The following is a 25230-nucleotide window of genomic DNA, read 5'->3' as shown; positions in this document are numbered from 1 at the left end:
TCTAAACACACTAAAAATTAATACGAACGTGAGGACTGCGAAGAATAATCCGTAGTCTTCTACTGATAAATTTCTTACGAGTACTAGCTTAGTTAAGTACGCGATGATTGCTGCGAGGACTGATCCTGTGAAGTAGTATATGCTTCCGCTTAGTACTTGCTTTGTATAACTCATATTCTTTTATGAGTCGTGTTGTTTTTTTATATTCTTTGCTTTTTTAGGCACTAGTCAAGTCTGCGCGTGAGATTTATAAATAATAAACCAATTCTAATAAGTATTATGAAAAATGCGATAAAACTATTCAATAATAAAGAAATTCGTGTTCTTTGGAATGAAGACGAAGAAAAATGGTATTTTTCTATTGTTGATGTAGTTGAAGTATTGACAGAAAGTCCTAGACCTAGAAAATATTGGAATGATTTAAAAAAGAAACTTGAAGAAGAAGGTAGTGAGTTGTCCGATAAAATAGGACAACTGAAATTACAATCATCGGATGGAAAATATTATTTAACAGATGTAGCCGATACTGAGCAATTATTACGTTTAATTCAATCCGTCCCAAGTAAAAAAGCTGAGCCTTTCAAGATTTGGCTTGCTAAAGTTGGAAGGGAGAGAATTGATGAAATTCAAGACCCTGAACTATCAATAAATAGGGCATTGAGCACGTATTTAAAAAAGGGTTATTCTAAAGAATGGGTTAATCAGAGATTAAAGACTATTGAAATAAGAAAAGAATTAACAGATGAGTGGAATAGGGTTGGAATAAAAAATCAAGGAGATTATGCAATTTTAACAAATGAAATTACTAAGGCATGGAGTGGTAAATCTGTTAAAGACTATAAAAAATTAAAAAATCTTAAAAAAGAAAATTTAAGAGATAATATGACTAATCTTGAATTAGTTCTCAATATGCTCGCAGAAGTTACAACAAAAGAGATATCAAAAAATAAAGATCCAACTGGTTTTGATGAAAGTAAAAAGATTGCTAAAAGAGGAGGAAGAATTGCTGGAAAAGCGAGAATTGAAACAGAAAAAGAAATTGGCAGAAAAGTTATTAGTTCTAAAAACGCAGAAGATATTCATTTTAAAAATAAAAAGAAGTTAAAATGACTTGCGTGGTAGAATAAAAATTTCTTAGATAAAGTATTCATAAGATGCACTAGCCACTTCTGGGAAAAGGATATTTAAATAAAGAAATATTACTAATTTTATGGAAAAGCAAATTATCGCTAAATTAACTAAAACTTTTGAAGATTATGTTCATGAAAAAGAAGGATTAGAATATTGGTTTGCTCGCGACTTGCAAAAACTTCTAGGTTATGATAAATGGGAAAATTTCTTTGTTGTGATTGAAAAAGCTAAAGAATCTTGTAAAAATGCGGGATTTGAATTTGATGACCATTTTCTTAACGTCAGGAAAAAGGTTAATCTAGGTTCGGGTGCTAAGAGAGAAATTGATGATTTTATGCTTACTAGGCATGCTTGTTATTTAATTGCTCAAAATGGTGATTCTAGAAAGGAAGAGATTGCTTTTGCTCAGAGTTACTTCGCTATTCAAACTAGGAAACAAGAATTAATTGAAGAGAGAATTAAACTCAGAGAACGTTTCAATGCAAGATAAAAACTCGTGAGATCTGAAACTGAGCTTTCTAAACTTATTTATGAGCGAGGTGTCGATGATGATGGTTTTGCCAGGATTAGGAGTAAAGGTGATGAAGCATTATTTGGTGGGAAAAACACGCATTCAATGAAGGTTCATCTTAAGATTCCTAAGAGTAGGCCTTTAGCTGATTTTCTTCCCACAGTAACTATAACTGCTAAAAATTTAGCTACTGAAATTACTAACTTTAATGTTAATAAAGATGATTTATCTGGTGAGAGAATTATTACTCGAGAACATGTTAAAAATAATTCTGATGTTAGAGAACTTCTTCTTAAAAGCGGTATTAAATTAGAAGATTTGCCTGCTGAGGAAGACATTAAGAAGTTAGAGAGAAAAATAAAAGCTGATGAAAAAAAGTTAACTTCTACAAATAAGCGCCTTTAAATATTGACGATATTGAAAAATTGGGCTTAATAAAAAAGAATGAAGAAATACTTTACCCAACGTTTTTCGCTAACACCGAAAATAAAAAATATAAATTCTATAAAAAACCATCTGATTTTAAAATTAATAAACTCTGACTTAACAAATTTCATTCAAAAAAAGAAAGTCATCCTCTTTAATAATGCTCTTTGGAAGTTGCGCTAAAGCAACATCAGGATTTCATAAAAAATGTTTTGTTTTTATAAATAACAAAAAACTTTTAAAAAAAGACTTGTTTTCTCCACTTCGAAGTGAAAATACATAGTTTTTTGAAAGAATTGCAATCAGACTTGTCCACGAGAAGCACGAATGGCGGTGTTAAGCGCTTTAATCACACCGAGGACTTGGAGCTTCAAGCAGTAACTATATTTTTAGATGAAATGTTAAAATCAGCCAATCCTAGATTAGATCTTGATACTTATTATCATTCTTTGAATACAGTTATTAATTCTCCTTACTTAGAGCTTGTTGAGAACAAAATACTAGGCAATCTTCATGACTTGTTTCCTTTTTCTAAGAATCCTGAAACTGTTAGTGCAACTTTTTTTAAAAACGCTTTACCTTATTATGAGAAACATCCTGAGTCTGAATTGGCTAATTGCATGCAAAAAATATACTTGGATGAATTAAGTAAAAAACTCACAAATTCTAAGAACATACTTCATAATAACATGCAAGTATTATTGGAAAATAAGCTTGAAGAAATAGGAAGATATGAAACAACTCTTGCTGTGAACGCGTCGCCTGAAAAACCTAAGGATTATGACTATAAGTCTAATTTCTTTGTTTTGGGTGAGCAATTAAGAAATGGCTCGCCTGATCCTGGAATAATAAAATGGTTTTATTCTAAGATAAGATTGATAGAAGCAGACATCATTAAGTATGATGTTCCTGATTTAAAATATGCTATTAGCAGATCTAAAGAGTACGTTGAGCGTAAGTATTCTATTGAAAGAAAAAGTTTTGGAACAAAAGACTTTAGGTGCGAATAAGACGCACTGGTCAAACGCGCAAAAAGGGTTTTTAAATAAATAAGTATTTGTTTTTTTTATGAAAAAAATACTTGGAAAAGACTTCTTTGGAAAAGATAATTGTTTGAAAGCATACTTGAATGAGAAATTGGAGTTTTATTTTGAATTTGGAAAGAAAAGCGAGGATTCTTGGTCTTGGAAAAAAGTTAAAATGAATGATTTGGAGTTGGGAGAAATAATTCTTGTTCTTGAAGATAAAAAGAAAAGCATAAGTTTTTTTCATGATTTTAAAGGTGATAAGACTCAGATATGGGTTAATAAGGATAAGTTCTTTTTTGTTAAAGTTAAGGAGTTGAGTAAGAGTCTTAATGATGGTGAACAAGTAGTTCTTAGAGAGTTGTTGAAGTATTCTGTTTTAAGGATGAACATGATTATTTAATCAACAGTTTTAAAAAGTCTTAGATTGTTTAGAAAAATCATGTCTGAACACTTATTGGATTTTGCTAAGCAAAAAGATGTGTTGTTGAAAAGAATTGTTTTTAAGGATTCTGTTAAGGATTCTAAGATGTCTGCTGAAGTTACTGGTATTGATTTGAGTAGAATAGTTAAGACTGTTTTGTTTAGTGATAAGCATAATAAAAATTACGCGGTCATAATTAGGGGTTCTGAAAGGGTTAGTAGGGCTAAATTGAAGAGTTTTTTTGATGTTCCTAAGTTAGAGATTGTGAAGTTCGAGGATGTTATTATTAGGACGGGTTTTCCTGCTGGTGGTGTTCCTCCTTTTGGGTATGATGCTAATTTCGTTATGGATTCTGATTTAAATGATGAGGAAGTTGTTTTGGTTGGTGGAGGCACTATTTATTCGCTTATTGAGATAAAAGTGAAAGATATTAAGAAGTTGTGTAATCCCTTTATTTTAGATGTTAAACAATAAAAAAACAAAACATTTATAAATATTTACCACTTCTTAGTAATTATAAATCAAAGGGTTTTTTAAAATGGAAGAAACAACGAAACAAAAAAAGAATTTAGACAACGTGATGCTAGAAATCAGTACGTACTTCCAAGAAAAAATACAAAGAAGAACCCAACTACTAACAAGACTAAAAACGCCAGGACTGAAAACAGACGAAATAAAAACATACACCAACCTGATATTTAAAGATGCCGAACAACAAATACAAAAAATAGACGAACTATACTCAGACATAGTACCCCAATACGAAGAAAAAAGCCTAAATCGAGACATGGTAAGAGGATTATTCCACGATTTAAGAAATCCTTTAAACAGAATAATGGGATTCTCAACACTCTACACAGACGAAGCAAGAAAAGACTTCCTTGAACAAATAGAAGAAGGAAATAAAGATCAACAAAACATGATTCAATCCACCCTAGAAAGCCTAAAACAAGGAAGACAAACATATAATTTGCAAACAGAAAACTTAACAGACATAGTGCACAAAACAGAAAAAAACGCTAAATTTCTAATAGATCAGTCAAAAACACAAGGAAAACAACTAGAACTACGAACAAATTACCAAATAACAGAAAACACAGAAATAGAAACAGACAAAGTAATACTAGAAAGAATACTAGACAATTTAATAACTAACGCGATAAAATACACCGAGAAAGGAACAATAGAACTAGGCGTACAAGACCTAGATGAAAAAATACAATTCTACGTTAAAGACACAGGAACAGGAATAGATAGTCACGACGTACAAAAAATCTTTAATCCTTACTTTAAATCAAACAACCAAGAAGTAAACACAACCAACATAAAAAGTTACGGAGTAGGCCTATCCATAGTGAAAAGATGCGTGGAAGGACTACGTGGAAAACTAGACCTAGAAACAGAACTTGGAAAAGGAAGCACTTTCTACGTGACCCTACCAAAAACAAATTTTATTTCTTACGCTTCTTAACAGGATTCTTTAAAGCATCAAGACTAACAAATTCCTCAACCTTAGCGTTAGTCTTCTTAATCGTGACATACATATTAAAAACAATAACAAACAAAACCACGAAAGCCCCAATAAAAAAGAAATCCTGAGTCCTATCAATACTAAGAAACCCCATGAAATTATAAATAGAACTAGGTAACAACACAAACAAACCCGCAAATAACCAAACAACTAACCAAGAAATAAAACTCCTAGAACCATAATTATGACGCTTATAATTCAAATAAGTAAAATAAACCATGACCGCAACGAAAACCAAACCTAATAATTGAACTCCCAAAAACATAAAACAACCTCTAACCCCAAAAAAACATCTTGTATTATATAAATATTATCAAAAAAAGAAGCAATGGACAACCATACAACATATTTTTAAACAAAAACCCATTAATAAAAAAAAAATGGCGGAATTCAAACTAAGACTATACCAAGAATCCATTCTGGGAACAGCCACATCAAAAAACACGTTAGCAGTACTACCCACGGGACTAGGAAAAACAGCGATAGCAGCCATGCTAATAAAACACCGCATAACCTTATACCCCGAATCCAAAGCAGTCTTCTTAGCACCAACAAAACCCTTAGTACAACAACACGAAACAACACTAAAAGACTTCTTAGAAAACGTGACGAGTTTCTCAGGAACAATAAGCCCAGAAAAAAGAAAAGAACTATGGGAAAAAAACCAAGTCTTCGCAAGCACACCACAAGGCTTTGAAAACGACGTAATAAGCAACAAAATATCCTTAAAAGACGTATCAGTAATAATATTTGACGAAGCTCACAGAGCAGTAGGAGATTACTCCTACGTTTTCCTAGCAAAAAAATACCAAGAAACAGCAAAAAATCCTAGGATACTAGGATTAACAGCTAGTCCAGGATCAGATGAAGAAACAATACTAGATGTATGCAAAAACTTACAAGTAGAAGAAATAGAATACAGAAGCCAAGAAGACCTAGATGTTCTACCATACGTACAAGACCTAGACCTAGAATACGTACAAGTACAACTCCCTGAAGAACTAAAAAGAGTAAAAATGTTCTTAGATAAGAGCTACGAATCAAAACTAAAAGAAGCAACGCTTCTAGGATACATAAAACAAGGAGCAACATACACAAAAACTAATTTGCTAAAAATGATTTCTGAATTGCATGGAAAAGTAGCGAACGGAGAAAAAAACTTTGAAGTACTAAAAACCATAAGTTTACTCAGTGAGGCGCTAAAAATTCAACACGCACAAGACTTAATAGAAACACAAGGAGTGCATCCTTTAATAGAATACTTAGAACAACTAGAAAAACAAGCACTAACCTCAAATACTAAAGCAGTAAAAAACTTAGTTAAAGACGTTAATTTCAGATCAGCACTAATAGCTGCTAAATCCATAAAAGAAAACCATTCACACCCAAAAATAGATGCAACAAAAAAAATAATACTAGAAGAACTAGAAAAAAAACCAGACGCAAAAATAATAATATTTTCCCAATTCAGAGACACAGGAATAAAAATAAAAGAAATACTAGATGCGTGCTACGTAAAAAGCGAACTATTCACAGGGCAAGCAAAAAAGAAAAACGCAGGACTAAGCCAAAAAAACCAAAAAGAAATGATAGAACGCTTTAAACAAAACGAGTTCTCATGCTTAATAGCAACAAGCGTAGGCGAAGAAGGCCTAGACATCCCAGAAGTAGAACTAGTACTATTCTACGAACCAGTACCAAGCGCGATAAGAACCGTTCAAAGACGAGGAAGAACAGGAAGACACAAATCCGGAAGAGTCATAGTACTAGTAACAAAAGAAACAAGAGATGAAAGTAACAGATGGGTCGCGCACTACAAAGAAAAAAGAATGTACCGCGTATTAAAAAACATAAAAAACAAAGTATCAGCAATGGAAAGAAAACAAACCACTATAAAAGAGTACGAACAAAAAAACGTGCACATGCTCGCAGATTACAGAGAAAAAAATTCAGCTGTTATGAAAACACTCATGGAGATGGGAGCTAACTTAGAACTAAAAAGCTTACAAATAGGAGATTACCACTTAACTGAGAACGTAGTAATAGAATACAAAAAAATAAAAGATTTTGTGGACAGCATAATAGACGGACGATTATTAAGCCAAGCGAAAGAACTAAAACAATACTACAAACCATTAATAATAGTTGAAGGAGATGAAGATATTTACACACAAAGAAAAATACACCCAAACGCGATAAGAGGAATGATATATACACTAACAACTATTATGAAGATACCTGTGATATTCACCAAGAACCCAAAAGAAACCGCTTCGTACTTATTATTCATAGCAAACAAAGAACAAAACCCACAAGAACAAGATTATCAACTACACTCAGTTAAACCAATAACAGATAAAGAACAACAAGAATACATCGTTTCGAGCTTGCCAGGAATAGGAATGAAACTCGCACCTCACCTACTAGAAAAATTTAAAACCATAAAAAAAATAATGAACGCTGACGAAGAAGAACTAAGAAGCGTGGAACTAATAGGAGAAAAAAAAGCTAAAAAAATACAAGAAATAATAAACAAAGAATACGAAGAAAAATGACACTCGAAGAACAAATAGATGAAAAACACAACAAAATAACAATAAAAGGAACAGAAGAAGAACTACAAAAATTTCTGTACTGCATGGACGAAGTACTAACAAAAGGTATGCTAAAAGAAACAATAACCCACATAATTAAAGAAAACAAATTATATTCTCCACACAACCAAATAAACTTCACAATGATACACAGAGCTTACTTATCAAAAAACGAGATATTAATATTGCCAAATGCAGGAAACCAAAAATTTTATTTTCCACTAATAAAAAAAAGTTACGAAGAAACAAAGAAATTATACAAAGAAAAAACAAAATGAAAACACTAACACAACTAAGAAAAGAAATAGACAAAACAGACAAAGAAATAATAAAACAAATAAGAAAAAGAAACAAAATAGTATTAGAAATAGGTAAAATAAAAAAAATAAAAAAACTGAACATAGAAGATAAAAACAGAGAAAAACAACAAAAACAAAAAATAGAAGAACTAGCCAAAAAAAACGAAATAAATCCTGAGTTCTTAAAAAAAATGTTCAAACTAATAATAACCAATTCAAAAGAACAACAACAAAAAATAAAAAATTAATGACTATAAACATTCCACGCATTAGAATCCTCAGATAACTGAGACCTATAATTCTTAGGCAAATGAATAAGCGCAGAATAAGCCATAGGCAAATAATGCTTAATCGCATGAGTCAAACCATTCACATCCCTAGTACAAAGAGGATTATCAATCTGAGCAGGATCACCAAGAACAAGAAGCTTAGAACCCATACCGACCCTACCACAAATAGTCTTCATCTCATAAGGAGTAAAATTCTCCCCTTCATCAACCACTATCATAGTATCACTAAAAGAACGACCACGCATAACCCCAGAATAAGTCATCCTAAAAACAGGAAGCTTAGGAGATAAATACGCTTCACCATTAATCTTAGGAATATCAGGCCTCTTCTTAAACTGAGAAGTATCCCTCTTAGGATGAGATAACAAATCCTCAAACCCAAAGAATTCATCAAGAACACATTCCTCGTGCGCATCAATAAAAGGCATCAAATGAGACTCTAACTTATCATACATACTACCAGGCAAAAAACCAATATCCCTATCCTTACCAATAAGATTATTAGGTTTTAACAAAACAATTTGCTTGAACTTATACCTTACTTGTTCACCCTTACCATCAACCCCATAACCCCTAGCTTTAGCAATACTAGAATCATACCATAAAACTTGATCAATAACAGAAACATAACTAAGCAAAGTCTTACCAGAACCCGCGCCACCAGTCATAAAGAACAATTCAACATCATCATTAAATAATCCATACTGAAAAGCCAAGTACTGCTCCATGTCCCAAGCAGACACACCCAAAACATTATCCCTAACAACAGAACCAACCCTCACTTTCTTATTATACTCCTGATCATTCAACAAAACAACCCTAGGATTATCATAACCAATAATCTTACCATTAGAAGAACGCTTCAAATCACCCACAACTCTAGCATAACGAGGAGAATCACCTCGAATCTTAACGAACTGATTAGGATACAAAGCACCATCAACAGGATTCAACAAATCAACCGCTTCATCCAAAGACAAACCCTTAGGAGAAGAAAAAATCTTCTCCGCGAACTTATTAGAAGCAACAATCACACCCTTTTTAACAATGCTCTCATCATGAAGCAAAAAACCAGGCTTATCAACCGCCAAACCCCTATCCTTCAAATCAACACGAACAGAAGAATCATTAGAAATAAACTTAGGACGATTACCCCAAGAACCATCATTATCAACCGCTTCCCAAAACTCATTAATCCTTTTTTCAAACGCAGAATAATCAGAAATCAAACCAACACCCTTAACAAAAGCAACATCGAGCCTATCCATCATGTTATAAACATTATAATTCTCCGTGGACTCAGCTTCATTAATTCTAACTTCATCCAAAGCCCTCAAAAAATCCTCCGCGCCAAAAGAACCCTGCTTCTTAGACCTACCAAGAACACCAATCATCTCCCTAGGAAGAACCAACAAATTCTTATTATTATCATCCTTAGACTTAGCCTCGAATTCCTTCAAAATATCAGGACCCGCCAACTCAATAGTATCAATCAAAGGCGAATAAATATTATGATACTTCTTCTTCACACTAACACCTCACTACATAAAAACTCTGCTAATAGACTCGTAATCATTCAACAAAATATTACGATTACCACTAAACTTACCCTTATCCAAAACTACTCTGTAAAGCTTACTACCTTTTTCTTCAACGTACATCCCAAAATTTTTTTCAGAACGCTTAAAAGAATTACTAGAAACAATTTCTTTAAGTAAAGCACTCTTAGGAATTGCTTCACCACTAGCATAATTAGATAAAATATCCTCAACAAGCATAAGATTCAAAGAAACACTAGAACTGCCTTTCTCAATACAATCCTCAATGTTTTTTTCAAGAGCACTATAAACGCATTTAACTTCATTAAACTTAGCTTCTTCAGAAGACATATTCTTACGAGCACACTTATACTTAGACAACCCCTCAAACAAACTATACGTAGCAATACTAGAAAAATCAAATTCGTTATCAGAACAAGACTTAAGCAAACTAAGCATAGAAAATAATTGCTTATCATCTAAAGACTTATCTTTTTGTTTAACCACGAATCAACCCCCAAACCTAAAAAAAAATATGAATACTGAAAAGATTAACAAAATCCTATATAAATGTTTCTATGAAATAATAGTGACAAAAAAAGTTTTGTGAATTAATTTAATAAAAAACTTAATATAATCAAAAGAGTTCCAAAACAAAATGAGAATAGATAACGAACTAAAACTAGACTTTTCAGACGTACTAATAAGACCAAAAAGAAGCACACTAACATCAAGAAAAGACGTGCTCCTAGAAAGAACATTCACATTCTTACATTCACCAAAGAAATGGACAGGGATACCAATAATAACCGCGAACATGGCGACATCAGGAACACTAGAAATGGCAAAAACCCTTTCAAAACACAAAATGATAACAGCATTACACAAATTCTACACAATAGAAGAACTCGAAGAATTCTTCAAAGAATACAACGAACCAGATTACATAGCATACACACTAGGAATAAGAGATGAAGACATAGATAAACTAAAAAAAGTAAAAGAAAAAAACTTACTGAACAACTTCAGCTTCATAGTATTAGACGTTCCAAACGCGTACCTTGAAAGATTCATAAACAAAGTAAAAGAAATAAGAAAACTATGCCCGGAACACATAATCATAGCAGGAAACGTAGTAACAAATGAAATAACAGAACAAATACTACTAGAAGGCGCAGACATAGTAAAAATAGGAATAGGAAGCGGATCAGCCTGCTTAACAAGAAAACAAACAGGAGTAGGATATCCTCAACTAAGCGCAGTAATAGAATGCGGAGACGCAGCTCACGGAATAAGCAAAGGAAACGGGTCAGGAAGAATAATGAGCGACGGAGGAATAACAAGCCCTTCATGCATAGCTAAAGCATTCGGAGGAGGCGCAGACTTCGTAATGATAGGCTCAATGTTCGCAGGATACGACCAAAGCGGAGGAGACCTAATAGAAAGAAATGGAAAAAAATACAAAGAACACTTCGGAATGAGCTCAGCCACAGCGATGAACAAATTCTACGGAAAAGTAGACGAGCACAGAGCAAGCGAAGGAAGAACAGTAGAAGTACCCTACAAAGGAGATGTTAACGAATTAGTACATGAAATACTAGGATCTCTAAGAAGCACAGCCACATACATAGGTGCAAGAAGCCTAAGAGAATTTAGTAAAAGAACAACTTTCATCATGGTAAACAGACAACTAAGCACTTACTTAGAACCATACGATAACCATAAGAACTAATCATGAAGCAATCCAACAATAAAAACTGCTAAAGCAAGAAACAAGAAAGCAACAGAGAAAATCTGATTAACAGGAGCAACCTGAGACGCATCAGCAACAACGAAACCAGTAATACTCGCGCCGGAACCCATAGCGAACATAGCCGCCAATAACAAAAATACTAACGTCAAAAACAAGATTGCTTTTCGCTTCATAAACAACTACATTAATTAACTTGTTTTTATACTTTTTGAAAAAAAAAATAAACAACAACAAAAAAATGAGCTTAAAATACTTATTCAACGAAGAAATAAAATACGAAGACTTAAACAAAGTTTACGAAATAGCAACAAAAGAATTTGGAACAGATAAAGACAAAACACAATACAACGGTTCAAAAAAAGAATTCTACGAACTACAAAAAAAAACACCCATATAGTTTTAGCATAATAAAAAATAAAAATGAAATAATAGGATTCATAACCATTATTCCTTGCAACAAAGACCTAATGAACCAATTCCTAAACAAAGAAATAACAGAAAAAGAACTAATAAAAAACATAAAAACGAAAATAACAAAGAAAAACATAGAAACCCTGTACGTGATGTCAGCGTACATACACAAAGATCATAGAACAAAAGGAATAGCAACAAACACAATCATAAAAATGATAAGTTATTACCAAAAAGAATATGAAAACATAGAATTATTCGCTTGAACATTCTCAGAACAAGGAAAAAAATTATTTGAAAAAATAAAAAAAATAACTAATCTAAAAGGAGAAAGCATAACAAAAAATTAACGCCTTCTAAGACGAGAAGAACTATTTCTGTTACCTGAAAAACCACTTCTACCACTAGGCCTTGAACCAGTCCTCCCACCACTATTATTAGATCTGCCTTGAGAAGAACCTCTACGATTAGAACCCACGCGATCATTATTATCCCTAGGCTTAGAAATATCAAACTTTATTCTAACCATGTCTTCAGGCGGAGAAAGCTTATCAATGCTAAAATCATAATTAGAAAAAACCCTAGAAAAATTATCATGATCCAAATCACTAACAAGATTAACAACTAATCCTTCACTACCCGCACGAGCAGTCCTACCAATCCTATGAACATAATCATTAGGATCCTTAGCCATATCATAATTATAAACATGAGAAACATCATCAACATGAATACCACGCGCCGCGACGTCAGTACAAACAAGAACTTTACACTTACCAGTCTTAAAATTATCAATAACCTTAGTCCTACTAGCCTGAGTAAATCCACCATGAAGAACAGATGCCTTAATATTATTCCTAACAAGATTTTGATGAACCAAATCAGAATTCATACGAGTATTACAAAAAACCATGATTCTATCAGACTCCTCATTCTTAATAAGATGAACAAGCAAAGACAATTTTTCTCCACGACGAGCATCATAATAAACTTGTTTCAAAAGCTTCGCATCAACCTGATTATCAACCTTAACATTAACAGGATTAGACAAAAACTTATTAGTTAAAACCCTAACCGCAGGAGGAAAAGTCGCTGAGAACAACAAAGTCTGACGCTTCTTAGGACAACGCTTAACAATGTCCTCAACATCAGGAATAAAACCCATATCAAGCATACGATCCGCTTCATCCAAAACTAATAACTTAAGCTTTGACAAATCAATCGTACCACGCTGAATATGATCCTTTAAACGACCAGGCGTAGCAACCACTATCTCCGAAGAACGAAGAAAGTCAATCTGAGGATTAATACTAACCCCGCCATAAATCTGCAATATCCTAAACCTTTTATTAACGTTCAAGTCATTAATAGACTTAGACACTTGCTCCGCTAATTCACGAGTAGGAACAAGAATTAAAGCTTGAACCCCTTGTTTAGGCAAACAACACTCAATCGCACCGCAACCAAAAGCTAAAGTCTTACCAGAACCAGTAGCTGATTCACCAACCACGTCCTTACCCTCAAGAATTAAAGGGATACTCTTAGCTTGAATCTCAGTTGGAACTTCGAAGCCAAGACGCTGAATCGCGCCTAGCAACTTAGAACCAAGATTAAAACCATTAAAATTAGAAACTAAATTATCTGACATAATAAACACCGTGTTATAAAACTAAAGTACTTAGAATTATGCTTTACGAACGTTAACAGCTTTAAGACCTTTATCTCCTTGCTCAACATCAAACAAAACAGCGTCATCATTATTTAATCTTACACCGTCAGCCAAACCTGAAGTATGAACAAAATAGTCCTTCTCGTCTTCACCAGTGATGAAGCCGAAGCCTTTCAAGTCATTAAAAAATTTTACTTTTCCTTCCATTATATTATTCCTCCAAAACAGACGCCCCGCGCCAGTCAGATTAGAAACATAACAACACACAAAATATTTTTCTTAAGGTAAACTTACGAAGAAATAAAATGATTCTTGTAAATGATTCTAATAAAACTAGGAAACAACACTAGTTTTTAAAGCTTTGTTTTCAAAAAACAAAGAAAAAAACGCCGAATTAACAAAAATAACCATCATGAACAGGCAAAACCGCGAAAGGAAAAACCTCATTGTTTCTCTCTAAGAACACAACGAAGAACTCTTTGTAAAACAAGAAAGAAACACCCTCAACGTCAACGTCCTTCAAGAAATCAACGGAGTACTTAGGAATAAAACCATAATCCTCAGCCATGGATTGACAAAACTGATAATTGAATAATTCATCAACAGCTCTTTCCTCAACGAACAAATAAGTCAAATCATCAGCTTTATCAAGAAAGAAACCAAGACTAGAACTATAAGACTTAAGAAACGAATCCTCAACGTCAACATTAGACGCTAATAAATGATAAGAATAATTAACAAGAACAACATCTTCCTCAATGAGTACTTCATAAGACAAATAATCAAGACTTAAATTATCACCATTAGCCTCAAAATCCACTTCTAACAAAGAATCCACGCAACCCCTAACAATACTAAGCTCAGAAACCAAGAAAGAACTAGAAATAAAAGAATCATGAATAACAGCGAATTCCTCCGCGCTAAAACTCAAAACAAAAGTTTTACCATCAACACTAACAACGTTATCAGGATAAAAACCATAACCCCCAGTAATCAAAGCCCTAGGAATAAAATCATCAACCACTAAGTCAGAACACTGAGAAACATAACTACGAAGACGACCATGAGGATCATCACCAAAAAAATCAGGATCAGAATCAGAACGAGAAAGAAAAATAAAAAGAAAAACACCTATAACTAACAACAAACCCAGAATCACAAAAATCGTTACTTGCCCCTTTTTTTTAAACACCATAAAGTACCTCTTTTGCATTAAACTAACCAAGGATAGCCCCCGTATCCTTAAAACAAAGTACGTATTGTTGACGACTAGCATATTCCTGGCTTAACTCGCCACTAGGCAAACCAGTCCTAACATCAAACCACCTCTTATAATCAAGATTGTAAAGTCTCACAAAGAAACGAACATGCGAAGTAGAAGACCAATAAAAATTATTAAGATCTTTTCCTCTTTGACAATTAATAAAACCCATAGATTCCAATTCTTCACAAAAACCACTACTACCAAACCAAAAAGACTGCTTCTTTATATCATTAGAAAGCAAAGCTTCAAAAGCATCACTACTTGCAACTCTCCAACCCTCACCTTTAGACTTACAATGATTAAGCGCGGAATCATAAGTCATTCTTTGACCTAAATCTGAATCAAAACAATAAACAACATATTTTTGTGGTTCACCCGCTAATATTGGAAACACAGGAACAGACAAATCAATAGTTCCAGGCTCACAAGCACTAAAAGGATCTGGTTTCACTACTAAATGCTTACCAGGCTCCAATAAACAAGCAAAGTGTTCAGGTACTAGCAAATAAGAACTAGAAACAGAACTACTAGTTCCTAAACCAGGATTATACACTCCGTTATTACCAAGAACGTTATGATTATAAGATAATTCTTTATCCGTGTCTTTAGTAGATTTGTAAGCATAATCAATTAAATCAGTCGCAGGAAAAAAACCCTCCAAATTATCTCTACAATGTCTAATTGCTTCGGACCAAGACATCTGCCCGTGATTATTATTAAATGAAAACCACCAACAATAATCTTTTCCATTATTAGGACTTTTTAATAAAAATGATTTTTCAGGACAAAGATCAGAATCAAATGACGCAGAAGAACCACTTGCACCAGAAGAACCACTTGAAGAACTACCTGAAGAACTACTTGGAGAATCACCGCTCTCATCAGAGGAATCACCACTCGCACCAGAAGAAGTTCCTTCAACTATTATACTACCACTACCTTGCCACCAATTCCTATACCTGTCCGACTTAGTTTCCCACTCAGTCCAAACACCGACTTGCAAACCATAAGTGCCTTCTTTTAACCTATTAACAAAACTTAAATCATTAGAAGAATAAATTAACACGTTATCAGAACAACTACCAGACTTAGACCAATCAAGAATCGAACCAAAACTAGAATCTTGCTTATTAAACCAACCAATCCATAAGCCGTACTTGTCACAATTAACACCAGACACCTTCACATAAACATCATAATTCTTACTTTGTAAATCCTCTTTAGAAATAGTTTTAGGATCACAAACATCACGATTATTCCACCTAGAATCATCTGATTTGCAAAGAGTTACTCTTATATCATCAATCATTAAAATCTTAGAAGCGCTCTCACTTAACTTATCAGCAGACTTACCCTCAACGCTTGAAGCATCAGCCTCACCAATAGGTTTACCATCAACACTCCACCTAGCATGCTCATCACCAGGAATAGGTTTCCAAATACTATAATCTTTGTCCTTCAAACATTTATCTTGACAAATACCATGAACACCACAAGGAGATAAACCCATATCACAACCAAACGCGCACATTTGCTGATTAGAACTACCACAATTATCCTCTCTCGCAGAAGACCTGAAACAACCCAAGCCCGCATCAATAAAAACATTATCTAACTCAGAAGGACTAAAACTTACTTTTCTTAAACCACGAATACCAAGAGAACTAAGATACTCAAAAGAATCAACGCTGTACCAATCACCACCCGCCAATCTACAATTATCTATTCCCTCAGGTAAGAAACAACTATTCCTAGTTATCTTATTAGAAAAGCTAAAAGAACCATATCTGAAATAATTAGATTTAATATTAGTTCCCCTGAATAAATCAGGCAACTCATACAACACTTTTCCCTCTAAAGATTCAGAAGGAACAAAAATATTAGGTTCTACAGGAACACTTCCATAAACACTATGAAACCTTAACTCATCAGAACCAAGAACTAAATAAATAGAATCATCAACATTAACTAAAACTTCAAAAAACAACTCATACAAAGCATCGCTCCTAGAATTCCAAGCTCCTACTTTTACACCTTTAACAGGAAGCTGAACAGACAAAGAACAAGTAGCTTCATTAAAACTCAAAGAACCACTAGGAATCTCAATTATCTCCGGAAACTCAGAAGAAAAACCACTTTTAGATCTTAAAAAAACATTCAAAGAACTCAAATCAACATTATCCCAACCAATCTTTTCACAAAAACTCAAATCAGAATAATCAGATATAACCCCTGGAACTTTATTATTAGAGAACCACAATAATAAATCAACACTTGAACCAGAAGGAATACGACCCCCACCACCAACATCCCTAGGAAGAGCATCATCATCAACCAAAGGATTAGAAGGATTCATAGACACTTCAACTTGCAAATCCTCACTAAAAAAACCTATCTGAACATCATCTTGCTCTTCAACTAAAAAAGAATCATAATCCTTACTGATAACTAATTTATCCTCTTCTAAAACAATAAAATAATGTCCGTGATTAAGAACATTAGTAGGATTTATTAAAAAATCATAAATCAATAAATAAGTCTCAAAAAATTCTTCATTGATTTCTTGAAAAACAAGACTTGATTCATCAAAGAAAGAATCCAAAACAGCTCGCTTATAAAACTCTTTATTATTAATCGTTTTTATAGCTAATTCTTCAGAATCAAAAACACTCAAATTATTAATTATAATAACATGATTATTAAACACAAAAATATTAGGATAATAACTAAACTCATCCGTGTTAAATAAAACAGTATTTTTTTCTCCATTAAAAGACAACTTAATATCATTTAAATCAGAAACTTTACTCTCTAACAAAACTTTATAATTATCAGAAACAAAACCCTGCTCGAACACAATACTAACAGAAACATGACTTCCAAAACGCTCGTTTTTTAAGGCTTTAACAATATCAATTAAAGATTCATCCTCAACAGGAACTAATTCATTCATATAACTTAATAATTCTTCACGAAACAAGAAACTATAATCAACAATTTCAAAGGTTCTAGAAATACTAATAGAATCAGTCAAATTTAAATCTCCTTTAGAAATATTAAAACTTGATTTGACAACTCTTTTTTGTTGTATATCATCCTCGTGTCTATACAATAAAAAAGATCTATTACTAGTAGAATAAGGAATAACTCTTTCAAAAACAAAACCCTCCAAAGGATTAATCTCCTTATCTCTAAGAATCGCCCTTTTTACTATTTCATTCTCAACAAAACGCACATTCTTTTCAACATTAACTTCTTTTAATTCCTTATTCAAAGGATCAATGAAAAAAGAAACATAAGAAAAATCCCTCTCATGAAAAACCACGAAGTAAACAAAGAAACCAGATTGATTCTTATCAAAAAAAACAAGCCTGGAATCCTTAAGCCAACCATGTTTATCAAATAAAATATCAGAAACATTCACAATTCCCAAACTTTCAAATTCGTGCTCATAAAAATCTTTTAATAAAACGTCGTAATAAGAAGCGTATTCATTCTCCAAAATTAATAAATCATATTCCTTAGTTGTATTAACTTCGAAGTTCTTAGATGTAAGAGGAGCCCAATCAGGACAACTAGGTTGCCAAGAACAAATAGAATACTCCTTATGAGAAAAATCACAAGAACAATCAACATTCATGAAGCCCCCAGTATCTTGACAAATAGCGAATCCGCAACTCGGCAAATTGTTAATCTTAAAACAATTAACTTGCTCATCCAATCCTTGAACAGAAACACTGAAAAGAGTTAGTGAAATCAACAAAAGTAATATTAGTGAAAATAATTTTTTAACCATTACAAAATACTTACTTGATATATTTAAATAATTTACTAAAATGATTTATTTAAAAAAATAATACTTATAAAACAAAAAAAAGTAAAAAAAGGGTAAAATATTTATAAAAATATAAAAATAATCATCAATATTAAAAACTTATTAATGAGCGAATATAAATGAAAAAAGAATTAATAACAATTTTGTTGATCCTTGTTTTTTTCTTAGTTGGATGTTCTAATTTTAATGAATCCGAAAATGAAGCATTAATTAAAGAAACTGAAGAAGAAAATTTGAACAAAAAAAATGAAACAAATTTCATATTATCTGAAAACTGTGAGTTTCCTAGAAATATATTAAGAGAAGAACATGAATTAATGGAAGAAATTAAAAATTATGATTATGATCGTGCACTCACAATGTACTTGAACAGTTTAAACGTTTCACCCATATCCTTTGACAATTTAAACAATAACATAAATTCGCCTTTAAAAACATATACTTATAAAAATGGCACTCAAATAGATATTTTAAGACTTGCTTCCGTCATTTTAGTTCGTAATTGTTATATTCCTATAAATATTATTTATGAACACAATGCTGCTTTTGAAATAATAATAGCGTTCAGATACGAGCATGAAGATATTGCTGAGCCAAGATATTTATATTTTGATGAAAAAATAAACACTTTTAGATTAATTCATTATGGGTGGAGTTTTGAGAAATTATTTGAATTAGAAAGTGAAAGAAAACAAATAAACATAGAAAGATATGGTTTAATAAATACTAATTATTTTTTAAGTAATCTTGATATCGTGCTTAATAATGAAATAGAATGGTTTGAAATATGAACAAAAAAACAAAGATGGTGTTGTTGTTAATTTTTTTAGTTGTAATAACAGCAATACTTGTAACTAGTGAACTCATAGCTTGTTGTAGAGTAAGTTCGGGCACAACAAGCAACGTGTGTTCAGGAACTACAAAAGTGAGAGTTGTTAATTCTAATTTGTTAGATGTTTTTGTTCCTGCAGGAACATCTTCGGAATTATCTAGTTTCTTAATTCACAGTTCAAGCCTTACAGGAATTAGTACAAGCATTATAGCTTGTTGTACTGATGCTGAATGTAGTTATCCAACCCCTTTTTGTGATACATCAAATATTTGCAGACAATGTTTAACAACACACAATTGTTTAGTACCATATCTTTGTTCTATGAGTTCTAAAACTTGTGTTGAATGCTCCGATACAATGCCTATAGGTCATGGTTGTGGTTTATCAATTTATGAATCTTGTCCTTATGATTTAAACTGTGAAAATGAAGAATGTTGTATAATGGGTGATTGGTTACATCCTGATTGTCCCACTATTAAATGTCAGAGTTGCATACCTAGAACTTGTGCAGGCGCAGGGTTTCAATGTGGAAGTCATTCAGATTTATGTGGTGGCACAATTAATTGCGGAAGTTGTATACCTCCAGAAACTTGCATCTTAGGACAATGTCAAGGAATAGTGCAAATATGTAACAATATGGAAGATTGTATGAATATGTATTCTAAGTGTAGGCTAGTAATGGAATGTTTTGAAGGATCCTGTTGTATTATGGGTACTGAAATGTTCTTAGATTGTCCTCCTCCTTGTGCGCCTGTGTAATTTTATTAATTAGCACGATTTTTTGATTTGATAAAATTTTAATGATTGAAATAACAAAATAAACAAATCAATATTACATAATAAGTAATTATTATTAATTTGATATTACATGAAAAGTCTTTAATTTAGTCATTAACGTAAAGTTTATAAATAAAGTATTACATAAGAAGTAAATAAATGCATTTTAAACAAAGTCTTGATGAAAATAGCTTCGAATTAAACCTAGAAGTTGACGCTCAATTAATAGAGCAAAAACTCGAATTCTCATTCTACGAAGCTAAATCATATCAAGAACAAGAAAACATAGCAATACCTTGCAGTGTTTTTCAAGAAGGACTAAGCGGGCTCGAAGCAATCATCAAGTATTTGAAAGAAGAACAAAAACTAAGTTTTTCTGAAATAAGCAAATTACTAAACCGAGACCCTAGAACTGTGTGGACAACATACAACAAAACAAAAACAAAACAAATAACGAAAATAAAAAAACTAGGAAAAGCAACGAGTTTCAGCACGGAAATAATCAAAAAAAGAAATTATTCAGTTTTGGAATCAGTAGCACAACACCTAAAAAATAAAGGATTGACAGTAAAAGAGATTTCTGAAGAATTAGGAAGAAACAAACAAACAATTTGGACCGTTCTGCGAAGAGCTAAAGAAAAAAATAAACAGAGCGAGGTGGCACAATGATTAAACAAACCACTTCGCGAATAAAGAAAAACAACACCTTACTATTGTATTTATTACTAATATTAATTATCAGCAGTTCAATAATAGCACAACCAACAGGAGTAGACATAACTTATAACGAAACAGAAACAACTACCCCGACGCCATCCGCGGAATTAACAACTGCAGGAGGAACATTCACCACGCTTGTACTAAGTGGAACTTTCCAAACTCCGAGATGGAAAGCTTACGTAGGTAACGTAACGGGCAGACTCGCTTTAAGTGATGCAGCGAGAAGAACAATATATGATTGGGATCTAACAACGACTTCAGGACAAGTATACGTAACTAGGAACAACAGCATTTCGTGGGACACTATTAGCTGTGCGACACAACAAACAATATTAGATGAACAAACACATCTGAATATTTCAGAAGCTTCAGCAGACAGTATAAATAGGACTTTCAACGAAACAATACATCGTAGCTTCATGGTTGGCTTCTCAGTAATACCTCAAAGTAGTTGTAGAGCGATAGCGACTTACGTCGAAGACACCAAACAAGCACCTAGCGTGGATGCTACATTCCAAGAAATATTATTACAAGACACAAATAATAATTTGATATTCACAACTTTAGTTGAACAAGGAGAAACAGGATATGATTCTAATCCTTATGATTTCCAATTAATCGTGCCTGAGAATCCTGGAAGTAGTGAAGGCACAACGTATTATTTCTACGCGGAAATATATTAAATAGCATAAAACGTGAATTTTGAGGATTTTTTAAAATATAAAAAACCCAAGATTTCGCGTTTTTAAAGCTTTAAAGAATCTAATTCACTAATTAATAAATTAATGTAATAAATAAATTAATGTAATAAATAAAATAATATATTTAATAAAATAAAGTAATAAATAAAACAAAATAAATATTAAATTAAAGTAATTAAGAAACCAATATTTAAAAAAACAAATTTCGCGTTTTTAAAGCTTTAAAGAATCTAATTCACTAATTAATAAATTAATGTAATAAATAAAATTCTATTATTTTTGTTTTATAGTAAAAAACAAAACATTTAAATATAACTTATATCATGGAATGAATTAAGATACAAAAAAGTATACCAGTGATGAAATGATTGGATTTTGTATCAAAGTGACCAAAAGGCATCAAAATCGTCTGAAAAAAACAAAAAGATGGAACAAGAAACACTATTCACAAGCGCGAAATGGAACATCCTAAAAGCATTAGCCCTAGAAAAAAAATCACCACTAGAACTAGCAGAACTCGCAAACACATCAATGTCAAACATAAGCCAATCACTTCGCTTCCTAGAATTAGCAAACATCGTAAAAAGCGAAAGAATAAGCAACCGCGACAAAGGACAACCAAGAATAGTATACAGCCTAGCAAACGATAACGCGTACCTAATAATAACCGCGACAGGACTCGTAGATAAAAAACTCATACCAATAAACGAACACAAAAAAATAATGATCAAAATATGGCTACACCCAGATGAAACAAAACACGAAACAATAGAACAAGGATACCAAGAACTAAGAAACAAAATGCAAAACATAGACGCGATATACTACGAAGAAAACACCAACACAAAACTAAGACTAATTCTCAAAGAACCAATCAAAACAGAACAAATCACGCATAAAGATACAACAATACAATACGAAACAATCACTAGAACAGAAATAGAAAAACAACCAGGAAAATATTACGAAATATACAATCCTCAAAAAATAGACACGAGGTAAAAAAAAAAAATACAATAAGTAAAATAAACCGGAGGGAAATAAAATGAAGGGGAGAACAACATTAGTAATGCTGTTACTAATAATCCTAACAGCGGGATTCGTAACGGCGCAACCACTAGGAGTGGAAGACGTGGATGTCGGAACATCATCAAGATTCGATGACACAACGACACCAGAAGCAGTAGATGCACAAGCAGGAAACGTTACAGAATTAACACTACACGGATTATCTGTGACTAGGTTCTGGCAAGGTTTCTACGGGAACATAACAGGAACAATAATACTATCAGATGCATCAGGCGCGAACTTCTACGACTGGAACGTAACCACACCAACAGGACAAGTATACGCGAGTAGAAACAACGCAGTGAGCTGGACGAACATAAATTGTTCAAACGCGACACACATAGCAGCTGAAGAAACAGCACTAGGACAAAACTCAAATGATCCAGACAGTATAACCAACACGTTCACAAATAATAACCACCCTGATTTCAACGTAGGCTTAACAACTATAACTGGTTGTCCAACAACACAAGCATACAACGCAACAGGAGAACAAGGAAACGCATTCTGGCAAGTACTACTAAACGCAGACACAGACACAATATACACAACAATAATAGAAGACACAACACCAGAAGGATTCGACGGGAACCCATGGCACTTCCAACTATTAGTAGGAGAAAATGGCCTAGTAGAAGGAACAACACCATACTACTTTTACTTAGAAATAAGATAAAATAAGAACTAAGAAAAGGAACTAAAAAATGAAGAAAAACAAAGAGGAAACAAAAATGAAAACAATACAAAGACTAATATTAACCACTGTATTAATACTGTTTGTTTCCTCTTTTTCCTCCGCCCAACCAACAGGAACAGACATCACAGTAGATAACCAAGAAACAGTAACAGCTAATCCTCCAGGAAACAGAACAGATGATGGAGGAACAATAACAACACTAGTAGTAAATGCTTTACAACAAAACATAAGATGGAAAGCATACATAGGAAACGTCACAGGAAGCCTAACACTAGATGATTCAAGCGGAAGCACAATATACAACTGGGAATTAGACCAAGGAGACATAAGCGGAACAATATACTCAAGCAGACACAACAATATAGATTGGACAGACATATCTTGTGCACAACCCGCGCGAATAACATCAGAAAACACGGCGCTAAACCTCACAGGAATAGACAGCATAGACAACACATTTAATGAAACTACTCACGAAGCAATAAGCATAGCCGGACAACCAGTAATAACACAAAACACTTGTCCCGCCACGAGTACTTTCGTAGGCAGTACAAGACAAACACAATCAACAGCGGACTTCCAACTAGTACTACTAGAATCTGAAAGTACAAACATAGTTTACGCAAGCGCCATAAACCCAACAACCACAGGATATGATGGCTCAACATACGACTTTCAAATGATAGTCGCAAATAATCCTTTAGCAACAACAACATACTACTTTTACGTAGAACTAGGATGAAAAAATATGAAACTAAAACTACTGATAATAATAACAATAATAATTGTAATAAGTAGTTTGCAAATCCAAAAAAACGTAGAAGCATACAACTACGAACACGTAAACGTAACAACGAGAGTAAACGTAACAAACGCAGGACCAGAAATACTACAAGTAATAATGGACAATACCCAAACCCTAAGTGCAGGAACAACAAAAAACATTTTTTGCAACGCAACAATTCTAGACTGGAACGGATGGGATGACATAACCGAAGTAAACGCCACGTTTTATCACGTAACTAGTACACACGAATCAGCAGATGATGGAAATACGCACTACACAAATACGAGTTGCTCAATAATAAATCACGATGGATTATACACAGCAAACTATACTTGCTCATTCAACGTGATACATTACGCTAACAACGGAACGTGGACTTGTAACGTAACAACAAAAGACACATTCAACTTCACAGACACATTATCAAACACCACAATTATTAATGAATTATACGCATTAAACGTCACGAGCCTAATAGATTACGGAAACTTAACAGTTACAGAAACAAGCGATAATCAAACAGCCACAATAACGAACTTCGGAAACATGGACATAAATGTGAGTGTGTTTGGATACGGAGGAACAGACCCAGTAGTAGGAGCAGGACTAGCAATGATATGCGACAGAGGATCAAACATAACAATAGAAAATCAAAGATTCTCATCAATAGACGTAGACTGGGATTTTAAAACTCAACTATCATCCACTCCACAAGACCTAGGAGTAATGCTTTCACAACCAACAGATTTAACTCCAATAATAAACAGAACGACGTACTGGCAATTATACGTACCACCAAACCCTTTCGGGATATGCTTAGGAACTGTAAGATTCACAGCCACGGTACCATCATAAAAATAATAAAAACATGAGAGGAAACAAAAATGAAAAACTACGTAGACGAAGTTGAAAACATAAGCCAAGACATCCTATTAGATTTCTCAATA

At 33.1% G+C, this 25230-nt stretch carries 27 protein-coding genes and 1 pseudogene; 20 read left to right on the top strand and 8 right to left on the bottom strand.

The annotated features are described in order from the left end of the window. Window positions 1-279 precede the first annotated feature (279 nt). The 6 genes and pseudogenes from KO361_00370 to KO361_00345 all read left to right on the top strand — a co-directional run bounded on the left by KO361_00370 (window position 280) and on the right by KO361_00345 (window position 4988). Complete coding sequence (locus KO361_00370) at window positions 280-1110, top strand: Bro-N domain-containing protein (GenBank protein ID MCC7574032.1); 831 nt, start codon at window positions 280-282, stop codon at window positions 1108-1110. A gap of 100 nt (window positions 1111-1210) precedes the next feature. Continuing rightward, a pseudogene (gene dinD, locus KO361_00365) lies at window positions 1211-2047 on the top strand (DNA damage-inducible protein D). Between the two features lie 290 nt (window positions 2048-2337). Beyond that, a complete protein-coding gene (locus KO361_00360) occupies window positions 2338-3078 on the top strand; it encodes a hypothetical protein (protein ID MCC7574031.1) in 741 nt (246 codons plus the stop codon). Between the two features lie 58 nt (window positions 3079-3136). Then, the gene (locus KO361_00355; protein MCC7574030.1) at window positions 3137-3496 is read left to right on the top strand and encodes a hypothetical protein; all 360 of its coding nucleotides are present in this window, start codon (window positions 3137-3139) and stop codon (window positions 3494-3496) included. A 39-nt stretch (window positions 3497-3535) separates the two neighbouring features. After that, window positions 3536-3991 carry a YbaK/EbsC family protein gene (locus tag KO361_00350; protein ID MCC7574029.1) on the top strand — a complete coding sequence of 152 codons (456 nt, stop codon included), beginning with the start codon at window positions 3536-3538 and terminating at the stop codon, window positions 3989-3991. Between the two features lie 64 nt (window positions 3992-4055). Further along, window positions 4056-4988: a HAMP domain-containing histidine kinase gene (locus tag KO361_00345; GenBank protein ID MCC7574028.1), complete on the top strand. Its 933-nt coding sequence runs from the start codon at window positions 4056-4058 to the stop codon at window positions 4986-4988. Here KO361_00345 and KO361_00340 read toward each other — a convergent pair. Continuing rightward, window positions 4969-5313, bottom strand: coding sequence for a DUF2304 domain-containing protein (locus KO361_00340; protein MCC7574027.1), 345 nt, complete (start codon window positions 5311-5313; stop codon window positions 4969-4971). The genes KO361_00345 and KO361_00340 overlap by 20 nt on opposite strands. Window positions 5314-5428: 115 nt before the next feature. Here KO361_00340 and KO361_00335 point away from each other — a divergent pair, with 115 nt between their 5' ends. Genes KO361_00335 through KO361_00325 form a run of 3 tightly spaced genes read left to right on the top strand, consistent with a single transcriptional unit; the run spans window position 5429 to window position 8189 of the window. Further along, window positions 5429-7603 carry a DEAD/DEAH box helicase gene (locus KO361_00335; protein ID MCC7574026.1) on the top strand — a complete coding sequence of 725 codons (2175 nt, stop codon included), beginning with the start codon at window positions 5429-5431 and terminating at the stop codon, window positions 7601-7603. Further along, window positions 7600-7920: a hypothetical protein gene (locus KO361_00330; GenBank protein ID MCC7574025.1), complete on the top strand. Its 321-nt coding sequence runs from the start codon at window positions 7600-7602 to the stop codon at window positions 7918-7920. Before KO361_00335 ends, KO361_00330 begins: the two co-directional genes overlap by 4 nt. After that, window positions 7917-8189: a chorismate mutase gene (locus KO361_00325; protein MCC7574024.1), complete on the top strand. Its 273-nt coding sequence runs from the start codon at window positions 7917-7919 to the stop codon at window positions 8187-8189. Before KO361_00330 ends, KO361_00325 begins: the two co-directional genes overlap by 4 nt. On the opposite strand, the gene KO361_00320 is transcribed toward KO361_00325, so the two are convergent. Together KO361_00320 and KO361_00315 are read right to left on the bottom strand one after the other, a co-directional pair. Then, window positions 8186-9760: a PhoH family protein gene (locus KO361_00320; GenBank protein MCC7574023.1), complete on the bottom strand. Its 1575-nt coding sequence runs from the start codon at window positions 9758-9760 to the stop codon at window positions 8186-8188. The genes KO361_00325 and KO361_00320 overlap by 4 nt on opposite strands. Window positions 9761-9772: 12 nt before the next feature. Beyond that, window positions 9773-10276, bottom strand: a complete 504-nt coding sequence (locus KO361_00315; GenBank protein MCC7574022.1) for a hypothetical protein — start codon at window positions 10274-10276, stop codon at window positions 9773-9775. Window positions 10277-10427: 151 nt separating this feature from the next. Here KO361_00315 and KO361_00310 point away from each other — a divergent pair, with 151 nt between their 5' ends. After that, a complete protein-coding gene (locus KO361_00310) occupies window positions 10428-11501 on the top strand; it encodes a GMP reductase (GenBank protein MCC7574021.1) in 1074 nt (357 codons plus the stop codon). Here the strand turns inward: KO361_00310 and KO361_00305 are convergent. After that, entirely contained in the window at window positions 11498-11695 is a 198-nt protein-coding gene (locus KO361_00305) for a hypothetical protein (GenBank protein MCC7574020.1), read from the bottom strand. The two genes, KO361_00310 and KO361_00305, sit on opposite strands and share 4 nt — an antisense overlap. 35 nt (window positions 11696-11730) lie before the next feature. On the opposite strand from KO361_00305, the gene KO361_00300 reads away from it, so the two are divergent. Then, entirely contained in the window at window positions 11731-11919 is a 189-nt protein-coding gene (locus KO361_00300) for a hypothetical protein (protein ID MCC7574019.1), read from the top strand. Continuing rightward, window positions 11840-12199, top strand: a complete 360-nt coding sequence (locus KO361_00295) for a GNAT family N-acetyltransferase (GenBank protein ID MCC7574018.1) — start codon at window positions 11840-11842, stop codon at window positions 12197-12199. The genes KO361_00300 and KO361_00295 overlap by 80 nt, the downstream gene beginning before the upstream one ends. A gap of 80 nt (window positions 12200-12279) precedes the next feature. Here the strand turns inward: KO361_00295 and KO361_00290 are convergent, their stop codons facing one another. From KO361_00290 to KO361_00275, 4 genes are all read right to left on the bottom strand, one after another. After that, window positions 12280-13581 (bottom strand): DEAD/DEAH box helicase, encoded by a 1302-nt coding sequence (locus tag KO361_00290; GenBank protein MCC7574017.1) that lies wholly within the window; start codon window positions 13579-13581, stop codon window positions 12280-12282. Between the two features lie 36 nt (window positions 13582-13617). Beyond that, on the bottom strand, window positions 13618-13812 hold the full coding sequence (locus KO361_00285) for a cold shock domain-containing protein (protein ID MCC7574016.1): 195 nt from the start codon (window positions 13810-13812) through the stop codon (window positions 13618-13620). A gap of 184 nt (window positions 13813-13996) precedes the next feature. Beyond that, window positions 13997-14797: a hypothetical protein gene (locus KO361_00280; GenBank protein MCC7574015.1), complete on the bottom strand. Its 801-nt coding sequence runs from the start codon at window positions 14795-14797 to the stop codon at window positions 13997-13999. Window positions 14798-14819: 22 nt separating this feature from the next. Then, entirely contained in the window at window positions 14820-18662 is a 3843-nt protein-coding gene (locus tag KO361_00275) for a hypothetical protein (protein ID MCC7574014.1), read from the bottom strand. A gap of 158 nt (window positions 18663-18820) precedes the next feature. Between KO361_00275 and KO361_00270 the strand changes: the two genes are divergently transcribed. The 8 genes from KO361_00270 (at window position 18821) to KO361_00235 (ending at window position 25138) form a co-directional block, all read left to right on the top strand. Further along, complete coding sequence (locus KO361_00270) at window positions 18821-19492, top strand: hypothetical protein (protein MCC7574013.1); 672 nt, start codon at window positions 18821-18823, stop codon at window positions 19490-19492. Continuing rightward, on the top strand, window positions 19489-20292 hold the full coding sequence (locus KO361_00265) for a hypothetical protein (protein ID MCC7574012.1): 804 nt from the start codon (window positions 19489-19491) through the stop codon (window positions 20290-20292). Before KO361_00270 ends, KO361_00265 begins: the two co-directional genes overlap by 4 nt. 177 nt (window positions 20293-20469) lie before the next feature. Further along, entirely contained in the window at window positions 20470-20979 is a 510-nt protein-coding gene (locus KO361_00260) for a helix-turn-helix domain-containing protein (GenBank protein ID MCC7574011.1), read from the top strand. Further along, window positions 20976-21713 carry a hypothetical protein gene (locus tag KO361_00255; GenBank protein MCC7574010.1) on the top strand — a complete coding sequence of 246 codons (738 nt, stop codon included), beginning with the start codon at window positions 20976-20978 and terminating at the stop codon, window positions 21711-21713. The genes KO361_00260 and KO361_00255 overlap by 4 nt, the downstream gene beginning before the upstream one ends. A 444-nt stretch (window positions 21714-22157) precedes the next feature. Then, window positions 22158-22733 (top strand): ArsR family transcriptional regulator, encoded by a 576-nt coding sequence (locus tag KO361_00250; protein MCC7574009.1) that lies wholly within the window; start codon window positions 22158-22160, stop codon window positions 22731-22733. 43 nt (window positions 22734-22776) lie between these two features. After that, window positions 22777-23475, top strand: coding sequence for a hypothetical protein (locus tag KO361_00245; GenBank protein MCC7574008.1), 699 nt, complete (start codon window positions 22777-22779; stop codon window positions 23473-23475). Between the two features lie 28 nt (window positions 23476-23503). Next, window positions 23504-24238: a hypothetical protein gene (locus tag KO361_00240; GenBank protein MCC7574007.1), complete on the top strand. Its 735-nt coding sequence runs from the start codon at window positions 23504-23506 to the stop codon at window positions 24236-24238. 6 nt (window positions 24239-24244) lie between these two features. Next, on the top strand, window positions 24245-25138 hold the full coding sequence (locus tag KO361_00235; GenBank protein ID MCC7574006.1) for a hypothetical protein: 894 nt from the start codon (window positions 24245-24247) through the stop codon (window positions 25136-25138). The last annotated feature ends 92 nt before the right edge of the window (window positions 25139-25230 follow it).

The organism is Candidatus Woesearchaeota archaeon (assembly GCA_020854775.1).
Lineage (GTDB): Archaea > Nanobdellota > Nanobdellia > Woesearchaeales > 21-14-0-10-32-9 > 21-14-0-10-32-9.
This window is presented reverse-complemented; position numbering and strand designations above follow the sequence as displayed.